The organism is Pseudoalteromonas sp. SR45-6, from assembly GCF_014163545.1.
GTDB classification, from domain to species: Bacteria; Pseudomonadota; Gammaproteobacteria; order Enterobacterales; family Alteromonadaceae; genus Pseudoalteromonas; species Pseudoalteromonas rhizosphaerae.
In genome coordinates, this window is record NZ_JACJDM010000089.1 from 1 (window position 1) to 11,802 (window position 11,802).

General features: G+C 39.9%; 12 protein-coding genes. 2 read left to right on the forward strand and 10 right to left on the reverse strand.

Annotation, left to right across the window (positions count from 1 at the left end):
• Positions 1–235: 235 nt before the first annotated feature.
• The 7 genes from H5158_RS21545 to radA all read right to left on the reverse strand — a co-directional run bounded on the left by H5158_RS21545 (position 236) and on the right by radA (position 5,565).
• Entirely contained in the window at positions 236–661 is a 426-nt protein-coding gene (locus H5158_RS21545; protein WP_144231923.1) for an N-acetyltransferase, read from the reverse strand.
• Positions 662–768: 107 nt separating this feature from the next.
• The gene (locus H5158_RS21550; protein WP_182740870.1) at positions 769–1,263 is read right to left on the reverse strand and encodes a hypothetical protein; all 495 of its coding nucleotides are present in this window, start codon (positions 1,261–1,263) and stop codon (positions 769–771) included.
• Positions 1,264–1,354: 91 nt separating this feature from the next.
• Positions 1,355–1,717: a hypothetical protein gene (locus H5158_RS21555; RefSeq protein ID WP_145242954.1), complete on the reverse strand. Its 363-nt coding sequence runs from the start codon at positions 1,715–1,717 to the stop codon at positions 1,355–1,357.
• 92 nt (positions 1,718–1,809) lie between these two features.
• On the reverse strand, positions 1,810–2,169 hold the full coding sequence (locus H5158_RS21560) for a hypothetical protein (protein ID WP_182740871.1): 360 nt from the start codon (positions 2,167–2,169) through the stop codon (positions 1,810–1,812).
• Between the two features lie 119 nt (positions 2,170–2,288).
• Positions 2,289–2,510 carry a hypothetical protein gene (locus tag H5158_RS21565; protein WP_182740872.1) on the reverse strand — a complete coding sequence of 74 codons (222 nt, stop codon included), beginning with the start codon at positions 2,508–2,510 and terminating at the stop codon, positions 2,289–2,291.
• A gap of 572 nt (positions 2,511–3,082) precedes the next feature.
• Positions 3,083–4,021, reverse strand: a complete 939-nt coding sequence (locus tag H5158_RS21570) for a hypothetical protein (protein ID WP_182740873.1) — start codon at positions 4,019–4,021, stop codon at positions 3,083–3,085.
• A gap of 158 nt (positions 4,022–4,179) precedes the next feature.
• Entirely contained in the window at positions 4,180–5,565 is a 1,386-nt protein-coding gene (gene radA, locus H5158_RS21575; protein WP_145235514.1) for a DNA repair protein RadA, read from the reverse strand.
• A gap of 374 nt (positions 5,566–5,939) precedes the next feature.
• On the opposite strand from radA, the gene H5158_RS21580 reads away from it, so the two are divergent.
• Positions 5,940–8,426, forward strand: a complete 2,487-nt coding sequence (locus tag H5158_RS21580; protein ID WP_182740874.1) for a PilZ domain-containing protein — start codon at positions 5,940–5,942, stop codon at positions 8,424–8,426.
• A gap of 5 nt (positions 8,427–8,431) precedes the next feature.
• Here H5158_RS21580 and serB read toward each other — a convergent pair whose 3' ends face one another.
• The gene (gene serB / locus H5158_RS21585) at positions 8,432–9,445 is read right to left on the reverse strand and encodes a phosphoserine phosphatase SerB (protein ID WP_182740875.1); all 1,014 of its coding nucleotides are present in this window, start codon (positions 9,443–9,445) and stop codon (positions 8,432–8,434) included.
• Between the two features lie 296 nt (positions 9,446–9,741).
• Between serB and H5158_RS21590 the strand changes: the two genes are divergently transcribed.
• Complete coding sequence (locus tag H5158_RS21590; RefSeq protein WP_182740876.1) at positions 9,742–10,362, forward strand: AhpA/YtjB family protein; 621 nt, start codon at positions 9,742–9,744, stop codon at positions 10,360–10,362.
• On the opposite strand, the gene H5158_RS21595 is transcribed toward H5158_RS21590, so the two are convergent.
• Positions 10,329–11,102 (reverse strand): TatD family hydrolase, encoded by a 774-nt coding sequence (locus H5158_RS21595; protein ID WP_182731505.1) that lies wholly within the window; start codon positions 11,100–11,102, stop codon positions 10,329–10,331. The genes H5158_RS21590 and H5158_RS21595 overlap by 34 nt on opposite strands.
• A gap of 6 nt (positions 11,103–11,108) precedes the next feature.
• A complete protein-coding gene (gene pdxH / locus H5158_RS21600; protein ID WP_145235507.1) occupies positions 11,109–11,747 on the reverse strand; it encodes a pyridoxamine 5'-phosphate oxidase in 639 nt (212 codons plus the stop codon).
• Positions 11,748–11,802: the final 55 nt, after the last annotated feature.

Below are 11,802 nucleotides of genomic sequence, written 5' to 3' on the forward strand. Positions count from 1 at the left end.
CAATTTACCGTGGGTGAATAATATCTATTAGATCACAGCGGACAGGTAGATTCAAGGTTAGAAAACAATCAAGCCGAATATGTAAAATCAGTTCCTAGAAAGAGTAATTCTACAGCCTCAACGCCCGCTTAAGGGGCAGCCAACGCTACTACCAACTTTCCGCATAACACCGTAACCACAGAAACCAACGTATAGTAAAAATCCCACGCGTTGGTTGTCCCTCTTGAACCGTTTGTTATGTGCCCGTACTCATTGTGTACTCTAAATGGCCTGTATATTCATCAACTTGCTCACTAATCACATTAAAACCTTGAGACAGATAAAACTGATAACTTGCCTGATTTTCTTTGTACACAGAAAGAGTAAGCATGACTCTTTGCGATCTTGCATGGGTCAGCAATTGCTTACCAATACCTTTACCTTGTAAGTCAGGATCTACAAATATCGCTGCCAGATTACTTTCATACAATGCGTAAAAACCAACAACTTTAGAATCCATTTCATAAACGCATATCTCTGAAGCTGGAAGGTAAATATTACGCATATTATCAACTTGGGATTTCCAAAATTCAGCTGAGACAAAATCGTGAGCTTTCATCGAAGCAGTCAACCAGATTTCAAGAATCGAATCTAAGTCATTATCGTTGTATTTTCTTATCATTTTTCACTCTACGATAGCTAAATTTATCGGGGCAACATAACGCTTTAAACAGCGGAAAACGCGAGCGCAGCGAGTGGTTTTCCGATGATTTAACTTGTTAGGATCTGCTATTGAGTTTTGCAATTCTGATCCAGCCATTTATTGGTTGCATTTTTTTCATGGGAAAGGCTTGATAGTGCGTAGAGCCTTTTCCCTGAGTCTTCATAGACAATATCGAAAAACCAAATTGCCCCATATGCTGCATCAAACCCTTTATATTTATCGTAAATCATATTTTGAGGTGTAATACAGTTAATTAAATCTATGAGGGTATCAGTAAAAATTTCATCAAATCTTTGCTGCAACTCCTCTTTAGTTAATATTTTTTGAGGCTTAATAGGTAAAGCATCATCCTTTGTAATTACTTGGGCACTACTAATATTTAATGGGAAAAAAATATAGCTACTAAATAGTTCTACATTTTTCGTCCTAACCCCTTCCTTTAAAGCATTCAAAACAGGAGCAACCTTAGCTTCAGCAGTTTCCCTATCGTAGATAGCATATGTTTGCGAGTTGCTTGGAAGTGCAAGCAGAATTAGCAGGAAAAACGTAAGTATTTGCATTAGATCCTAACGCCACAATAACCGAGCGGAGCTAAGCGTGGTATTGTGAGCAAAGCGAACCACGCTTAGCGGAGTCCGGTTGATTGTTTTGTTAGCAGTTTTTGGTGATTTCATTGAACACCCGCTCCTTAAGAATTAGAGGAGCCATAAAATCACGAACATACTTTTCTTTTTGACTTTGATCTGAATCCGCCCACCACTCAGATTCTTTTATATGCTTGTGTAGTAGCTGTGTTTCTATACGAGAATCATCAGCCTTTTGCCACTTTATCCAATCCGCAGCTTGTTTTTCATTGCTTGCAGCTACCAATTGATCAAACACTTTAAATGCCAAGCTGCCCGTATAGGGCGACCCTTGAGCCTCACGCAAACATGAATTTTGATCAAATTTAACGGCCATTAAGGACTTATGTAAAGCCAACAATTCCCAATAGTTTTCTATTTCAATATTCATACTTGATTGACTGCTAACGCAGAGTGAACCTGCGATTTAAAGTGTTGCTGCTTTTCAAGCGACGCTTTAAATTGTCAGCGTTGCACGTATTGTTAGGTGTTTGCGACATATATTCTCGGTTGAGGTAAATAATACACTCTAAACTCAGTATCTATGCCCTTGGCATTGCAATATAACCGAATAACTTTCTCATCACTCCATGCTTGAAAGGCTATCTCCGACACGTACTCTTGGTAGATATTAAATACCACGATACCTTTTGATATCAGCTTGGCACTAAATGATATATTGCCAAATGGAGAATGGGTGACGATAAGCTCACTACCATCTTCATAAATATAGATATAAGAAAACAAGCCCTCATCGGGATCATTCTCATCAGATAAACCGAATCCCTTATCAAAGAACTCTAATTCCTCTGGGTATTTATAATTCACTGCAATTTCTACCATGAGCCTAGATTACACCTAACGCTTTGAATATGGGGATTTTAGGAGCGTTTTGGCCGAAGGCCAGCGAGTAAAATTCCCAGTGAGTTTACGAACGACATTATTCATTTGTTATATGCCGATTACTCTGCAAACTTTACGTTAGCATTTGCTGAATTCAACGCAGATAACAAACCCACAACATTGAATGATGCCTCTATCGGTATCTCTACAATACCATTAGCTAACAACTTATCAGTGATTGCTTTGGACTCTTTGAGATTAAATGGCGTATTTGAGTTTATAGCCTTACTCATAGCGACTTTATTCAAGTTTTCAAAGCCTTCGATTAGAATTTTAGGCACCGATCTTCCCTAGGCATATAACAGCTTATTCAAAGGATCTAAACCCACAAGTTGCAGACAGAAAATCCTTTGAGTTTTTTAATACTTTCAGTCTAACTCTGTATCTAAATGTAAATCAAGGGATTTATCTTTGTTGTTATTTTGTTATTGTAAATCACAAGAAATAAACCCGCGAGTTGTTGAAAAAAAATTCAAAAACTGTTTATGAATACAGGAAAATAAAGCAGATAAAGACACGCGTGTCGCTCATGTTCCTGAATATGGGAGCAAACAACAGCTTGATTATTCAATGAGTTATTATCCTAAACCTATATCAACGTCAGTTTCCCACTTGAAACCATCTCTAAACTTTAATTTTCACCGTTGAGTTTCGTTGCTCTGAACCACAACCTACGATAATAAATTTTACGCCGACCTGCTTTGGTTTTTCCTAGTTCCTAGCGCCTAAATACTAGTCCCTCCCCCGAATCGCCAATAAAAAAGCGCGAGATTAACTCGCGCTTTAAAATAACTCAAAACTGTATTTTGTCTTAAACTTACCGCTTAAGGCATACAACTTATAGCTCTAAGAGCTATTCGCCCTTCGCTTTTAAATTTATAAACTCTGCCAGTTCTTCTGGTTGCCCCATTAGGGTGAAGATCTGTTGGTTAATTTCGGTCATGGTTTGCCCTGCTGGCAAGCTTGCTGACACGGTTAATGAGCTTAAACCTTGCGTGAAGTTTTTAATCGCTTCACTCAGCGCCTCGCTGACTGGCGCTTGTTGTAGCTGCATGTTGACCATTTGCTGCATTTGCTCCAGCGTCATACCTTGCTTTTCAAGCGTTTGTTCAACGAGTGCTTTAAATTCACCTTCGTTATTGAGGGCAATTTCGATGCTGCGTGGTTCAAGCTCTGCAAGCGCCTCCATTAGTAAGGTTTGTTGCTGTAATTGCTGCTCTAAAGTCGGCTGTTGACTACCTAGTTGTTGCTGCATTTTGCTCAGCGCCAATGAAGCATTCATCAATGCGGTTGACTTTGCTAGACCGAGGTTAAAATTAAGGCCTACAATATTTTTAGCATTAAGCGCAAAGTCGATATCACTATCACCTGATTTTTCATCATAGTTCATCAATGTATGAAGATCATAACTAGCAGCAGCGAGTTTATTGTTAGCGTCTGGTGGTAACTGCGCTAAAAAATGCTCACTGAAGGTAAAGTTTTTTATGCTCAACTCGGTACGAGGAGCAATTTTATCTACTTCGTATCCCGCCACTTCAATGCTCGCAATATTAGCAACCGGCTGCTGATCAAACCCAGTGATTTGCATATTTGATATTTCAACACTTTGCCCAAGCACGCTGGCCGAAATATCTTCATAACTGGCTGTTACACCCATTTGCTGGCTCATTAATGCAAGCTGACGATCAACTTCTACTTTAACTTCTTGAGTCAGTGCATGATTTGCATAGCTAACACCACCGATAGCCGCAACGACAACAACAGCAACAGCAACAATTGCGAGTTTTTTCATTCTATTTCCTTATTACGATTTCTATTATCACCGTTGTTATTTAGCTTAGTCTCTAACGGCTTTAGACTTAAGATTTTGCTAAGCGTATCATTCAATAATACCTTTGATAAGGCCTAGCATAAGTAAGTGCAAATTGATTTGCACTTTTTTGAGCGTGGCTAATTAATTAAACTTAGCAGTTCATGCACTGTTTTAACTGGGGTTATTTTAGCGCCCAGCCCTTCCATTGATTTATGGTAATTACGAAATGGAATAAATATTTCGGTAAAACCATGTTGGGCAGCTTCTTTAACGCGTGGCACGCCACTGTCGATTGGCCGTACGTCACCGTTTAAACTCAGCTCCCCCATTATGCAGGTGGTACGCGGTACAACAAACTCATTTAAGCTACTGAGTAAGGCAGTCACTAAGGCTAAATCGATACAGGTTTCGGTTTCATCAATTCTCAGCCCGCCAACAATATTAAAAAACGTATCATGAAAGATTTTGGTTTTAGTGTGCTTGCGTAAAATACCAGTGAGCATTTTTATTCGGTTCATATTTAAACCTACGCACACTCGCTGTGGAAACTCCGCCTCGGTTTCGGTGGTTAAACATTGTATTTCGAGCAACAAGTTGCGGTTACCTTTTCGAATACAAGTAATGGTTGAACCGGGTGAGTCGGTACTTGATCCCGATAAAAATATTTCACTGGGGTTATCAACACTTAGCATACCGCGTTCGCACATTCTAAAAATGCCTACAGTATCAATGTCACCAAAGCGGTTTTTATTGGCGCGCAAGGTACGTATTTGCCCATCGTTCGTGTCGATATGTAATAACGCATCAACAATATGCACTAAAGTTTGCGGCCCCGCTATTTCATTATTTTTATTTACGTGGGCAATAATAAACATAGTGACGTCATTTTGCTTGCAGTACTGTGTAAGCGCTTGCGCGGCACTTTTAACTTGTGACGGTGAGCCTGGGCTGCCGTTTGCGGTATCAGTAACAACTGCTTGAATAGAATCGATTACTGCAAACTTGATGTTATTTTTTTCAAGCTCTTCGATAATGGTTTCAACACTGGTTTCTGATAACAAATACAATTCGTCTGGGTTGTAATCGAGTTTTAAGCGATTAACACGGTTTTTAAATTGCGATAACGACTCTTCTGCGGTGCAGTAAAGTGATGGCATACGCTGTGACATGCGCGCGACTAAATCCGATAATAAAGTCGTTTTACCTGCTCCGGGATCGCCAGAAATAATATTCACAGAACCTGTGGTCACGCCACCTGATAATACTCGGTCAAGTTCACCAATACCGGTTAGTTGCTTTTCGGCTTCGGTGGTTGCGATGTCATTAATTTTTTTCGAGCCACCGCCAACGCCACCAGCATAGCCGCCAACAACGCTGCGCGTTGCTGCTTTTTTAGTTTGCCCTGCTGAGGGCTTAAATTCGGCTAAGGTATTCCATGCGCCGCAGCGACACTGTCCTTGCCAGCGTTGGTAGTTCATTCCGCATTCGGTGCAAACAAACTCTATTTTTGCCGCTTTTGCCATTAACTTTTGCCTACCTTCGTCATTTTGAAATCATTTATGTCCATACTAGGATGATCTTTAATTTATTGGTTGCGTTATGGTGCGCTGAATATTGACCTTGCCAATAAGGCAATTCAACGCCACAATCGAGATATATAAAAAAGCAAGGTTTATCACTTTTACTTTAGGGCATACTTTTTGCTTAATCTTTTTAGCTTGGGCTTTTTTGATTAATAAACTAAAGTAATGAGCCATTTATTTGGCAATCTCATAATAATAAAAATTAAAGATGGTAACTCATTACACCCCACATGCTGCGAACCAGCAACCAAGTGAGTGTGTAAATACATGTGCAGTATACCAACTTTTTAGAATAGACGGTGATGGTTTTATAAATGACTGAAGACACTCTGCTTAAATATGAAAGTTTAGTTGATGAGCTTAAATCATATTTAGGTAATGCCAAATTTGACACGATCTTTAAATCGAAGACAGCGGGTTTAACAAAACCTGAGCAGTTCTTGATCAAGATGGAAATGTCGCGCTTGTCACAACCTATCGCCCGCTTTATTGATTTACGCGGCCAAGTAACAGGCCAAGTTAAACCTTATGAGTATGAAGGCAAACAACACTTTATGGATGAAACCGCCATTGCGGTATTTGAACAAGCCATAGAACGTCATGGTGGTTATACCCTTGCTGTTTACGAAGCAGTAATGAACACCGATAATAACCACCGTGTAATGCAAAAAAAAGCTGCTGAACAAGCTAAGCAACCTGAATTACAGAATGAACAAAAATTAGATTGCCAAGTTATTAAATTTGCCTCTTATGAAAGTCGCCGTGAAGAACGGATGAACTATTCAATCAAAATCACTGTAGAACTCAGCAAAGATAACACCATTGCAGCAACCACCTCAGATATCTCTTTAAGTGGCGCAAAAATAAAGCTCTCACCGCGCTATCAAGTCAAAAAAGGGCAGTTATTAGGACTGCGCCTAGTTGGTCTTGAGCAAGATTTTGAATTAGGTTTAAAAAATGGTATTCAATATGAAGTTGTTGCAGTTGAGAAAATCTCTTCGGAATTTAATCACATTCGCTTAAAACGTACTTTTATAGAAAATAACGAAAAATTTGATGAGTTTTTAGAAAGTTTTATTCACGGCAATAAGCGTCGTTATAAAGTAAATTTAGATAACACCTTAGATGCAGTCGTCTCAAAAGGCTATGAGCAGTATTATATTCCCCGTGTTACCTCGTTATTTACTTTTTTTAGTTTGCAAAACGATAAACTCTACCCAAGTTTAGTGCTGACCACTGAAAACAATATCTTTATTCAGCGTTATTTTTGTGATGAGCGAAAGTTGTCATGTTTATACACCATTTTAAATCAGCAACGCTTAGCTCAGTTATTAAGTAACCCAGCCCCAGTTAAAGAAGAGTATTTATATACCTTTACGCACGTGGTTGCTGGAAAAGTATATTATTACTCAGCAACGCGCACTGAGTTGACTGCAGAGCCGCAATTAAGCGCATTATTTTTTGGTTTTGGTAGTCAAAAAGAAAGCTGGCAATGCTTTAAAGTACAGTTAATGCCAAGCCATCCTGAAGATTCATATATTCCGTTGAGCTTGCCAAATACCGCCGGCAAAGATATTGAAAAATTGAACAAGCCACCAACGCCTCGCGTACAAGGAATGATCAAAGACGTAAAATATCTTGTGATTTTAACCGCTGTAGGAACAGACGCTGAACAAACCCATTACCAAAGCTTTAGTTACGACAAAAGTATAGTTAATCAGCTCAAGCGCTTTGGTCACGGTAAACATAAAACCCCACCAAAGCTTGAAACCGTTGATTTAGAGTATGTAAATCTTCGCTCACATAAACGCTACTTGTATAAAACAGATGCAGTATTAACAACTCAGGATGAGCAAACACATACCGCTCATAGTCGTGATTTTTCGATAATGGGTTTGCAAATTGAGTGTGACCAACCGGTTACTTTTCAAAAAGGTGAAGTTGTTGAATTAAGCTTGCCTGAGCTGCAAAAAATAACCAAGAAGCATACGCTGAGTAAATTAAAGTACGAAGTGATGGCGGTTAGTAAATCGTTTACCACTATCAACTTAAAAGCCTTACGTATTGCTGATAACCCACACGAAGGGGTAAAGTTTTTTACGCAATTAATTGAAAATAATAAAGATAAATTAAAAGTATCTGAAGAAGCGCCAAAGGTGCCAGGATTATCGACAGCGCTGCGAAATATGGTAACTAAAAGTGTTTGCCAATTTCCGTTTTATTTACATAAAGAAGCTACACATTTTAAAACAGGAGCTATCGGTCAAGGCTTGTACCCTAGCCCATTGCATATCATTTTACAAAACTATGGCTTGCTTAATAATACCACCAGCATTGATGCTTTTTTATCGCCAGAGCAGCTCAATGGCGTGATCACACCGCTTATAAAAGATCGCAGCCGTCAAGATCCACCGTTACCTTTCACTTTATTTATTCGTTTTGATCCTAAAAAATCAACCATTGAAGACGCTATAAAAAGCAAGTGCAGTGCTGGCGAAGATTATGCCCCACAGTTACTCTTTTTAAAGAAAGGTCTTAAATCTGAGTTGCTCTTTATAATGCGTATTTATATTTCACGCACTGGCCGCCCTGATACTGATTATTTATCTAACGAACTAAAATACGTAAGCCAATATGCATTGCATAAAGCAAAAGATCTTGAAGAGGCACTGTGGGCAGTCACAGGTGTTGGTGACATGGTTGATGTAACAGATGAAACGCTTAGTCATTTGGACTTTACCGCAGAGCTGGTAGAACAAATGAATAAGCGCAAACAGATTTGGCTTAAACGGCTAACTTAAATCTGTTACTTAACAACAGGAATAGTTAGTAAATATAACAATTGTAATAGCGAGCCTTGGCAAATTGCAGCTTGGGCTTGTTCAACAACTTTAGGTTTACCGTGTACGGCAACACCGAGTCCTGCCGCAGCCATCATGGTCAAATCATTCGCACCATCACCAATCGCCACTGTTTGTTGCGTAGGTAAATTTAATCGTTGCTGTAATTGGCTCAACACCACGGCTTTTTGCTGCGCATCAACAATCGTGCCTAGCACTTTACCCGTTAACTTATTATCTTTAAATTCCAAAACATTGGCATGTACTTCGTCTAGTTCAAGCAGTTTTTGCACTTGTTCAGCAAACGGCACAAAGCCACCTGAGGCAATGGCTAAATACCAATTATGCTGCTTTAGCACTTGGCATAGCGCTTTGATCCCTGGCATTAATGGTAAACTATTTTTTAGTTCATCAATTAAGCTTTGCTCAATACCCGCAAGTTTAGCGACTCGTTGATGTAAGCTTTCACTAAAATCTAACTTACCAGCCATTGCTTGTGCGGTTACCGCAGCGACATCATCATATACATCAGCAAGCCTTGCGATTTCGTCAATACATTCAATCGTAATGGCGGTTGAGTCCATATCCATGACTAATAAACCGGGCTTAGTTAAAATCGGTGGCTTACTAACTTGTACAAGTTGAAATCCCAATGGATGGGAAAATTCATTCAGTACCAAAGGATTAATGCTTGGACTGGGTGTCTCGCTGAAAAAACACAGTGCGGGGCTTAAGTTTGGCTCTGGTTGATAACGACAAAATGCACTGACAATAAACTGCTGCTGAGCTAAAAAGTTAGTTATATTAGCTAGTTGTTGGCCGCTAAAGTCCCCTGCAAAAGCAATACTAAACATTCCTTGCGGATCAGTTGGTAAGCTTGTTGGTACTAATAAAGCATCTTGATAGTGATACCACATACCTAACGACAACTGTGCCGATAACTGCTCTGATGAAAGGCTCGCAAAGCGCTCCAATGTCATGATAACTCCAAAAATGATACTAATGTCTCCCCTGTAAAATAACAATTATATCAATCGTGTTAGGTTATTGGTCATTTATAGCGACGGATAAATAGAGTGATAACAAGGCATAAACTTTGATATGTAGTTGTTCTACATAAAAAATTATAACGCCGTTAGCGCTTTATTTAGCACGCTAGAAAGGCTAAATATTTAAGTCGATTGGTATTAATTCGCCATAAAGGGGGATTTAAGGTTATAGTTACGCTTAGTTGTAACATCAAAAACAAAAGCTGTCAGCAGCGTAAACGGTGACTATGAAAAATAACCATCTTAAAGACCCTATTTCAGCATCTCTTAGGCAACGCCTAGTGCGATTAAGTATTGCTGCGGCATGCTTTGTATTGCTGACTTGGGTTGCTGTTAATGGTAGTTTTCAAAGCCACCAGTTGCTTTATGATAGTGCCGACAGCACAGCAAAAAGCTTAACTCGTTTTATGGCTCTCAATGCCAAAACGCCGCTACTTGAAAAAAACAAACCTGAATTAACAGCCTTATGTAACAGCATAAGCAAAGATGAGTTTGTACTGGCTGCAACGATTTATGATCAGCAAGGCATACTTATCGCCAGTAGTGATAATTGGCAAGCTCACCATATTTTAGGTAAGCTGCCCAACTCCACTCCGGGTATTAGTAAACTTAAAACCCCGTTTGTTGAACCGATAATCAGTGATGACGATCGCCCACTAGGATTTGTTGCAATAACTTACTTGACCCGCTCAGCAGTAGCAACCAGTCATAGCAGCTTTCATGACTTAGGCCGCCAAGTATTACTAATGCTAGTGATAACCTGCATTTTTACTTGGCAATTAGGCCGTGGTTTAAAGCGCTGGCAAGTAAATCGTTATATCCGAAAAAGTTCTGAGCACGAATCATAAAGCTGCTTTTGAAAACCAGCCTTATAAGGTGTTGTGATCTGCTTTAATTGACATAACTGCTCAAACACTAGGGGTAACTGTAACGGCGTGTTTATTTGCCCTTGAAAGCCCGCTAACGGCATTGCAGGTGCATCTGTTTCAAGTAGTAAGTGTTCAGGTGCTATGTGAGCAACAACGGAACGTGTTTTTTGTGCTCGCTGATAAGTGATCACCCCGCCCACCCCGAGTTTAAAACCCTGTTTAATATAATACTGTGCTTGTTGTAATGAGCCTGAAAAAGCATGTATAACACCACCATATTTTGGCTTACAGCGCTTAAATGACTGTGCAATAAGGTCATGGCTTTGTCGATGATGCACAATCAATGGCAATTCAAGCTGATTAGCAAGGTCGATATGGTGCTCAAATATCTGAGTTTGCAAAACAATATCGTCAATACTGCGGTCAATGCCACACTCGCCAATAGCGACCAATTGCTGGCGATGTTGCACAGTAAACTCAGTCAGTTTGGCTAAATGACTGTGGTGATATTCTGCTAAAAAGTAAGGATGTAAACCTGCACCGATGCGCACTGCAGAATGCTGTTTAGCAAAAGCGCATAAAGAAAGAGATTGTGCCAAAGTGATCCCCGGCACGATCAATTTTTCGATCCCCAGCTGCTGACATTGCTGAATTAGCTTGCTGCGGGTGGCATCAAATTCAGTAAAATCTAAATGGCAGTGGGAATCAATAAACGCCATAATAAACTATGGGTTTAAACGTGTAATTTGCCAGCTGTTATCAGCTTGACGCTGATATATAAAACGGTCATGCAGGCGGTGTGCACCACCTTGCCAAAACTCAATTTTTGTTGGCACAACACAGTATCCCCCCCAAAAATCTGGCAATGGTATTTCGCCTTTAGCAAACTTGGTTTTCATATTAGCAAAAGTTTCCATCAACACTTTACGCGATGATACAGGACGGCTTTGCTTTGAAGCCCATGCAGCTAACTGGCTTTCTTTGGGACGTGACAAAAAGTACTTGGCAACCGCTGAAGTTGGCAGTGGTTGTGCTTCACCATAAACAATCACTTGGCGCTCCATATGGTGCCACGGAAAATGCAAAGAGATTTTATTATTGCCTTTAAGCTCTTGTGCTTTACGCGAGCCGGTATTGGTAAAAAACACAAACCCGTTATCATCAAGATGCTTTAACAACACAATACGTTGCGAAGGCTGACCGGTTTCATCAACCGTTGCCACCACCATCGCCGTTGGATCTGGCAGTTTACTTGCTACCGCGTGCTCAAGCCAGGTTTCAAATTGCTTGAATGGATCATCAAGTAAATTCTCTTCGCTCAGAGCATCTTGCAAATACTCACGACGGATATCTTCAAGTTTCATAAAATTCCCTCTAGGTTCTAGGTTCTAGGTTCTAGGTTCTAGGTTCTAGGTTCTA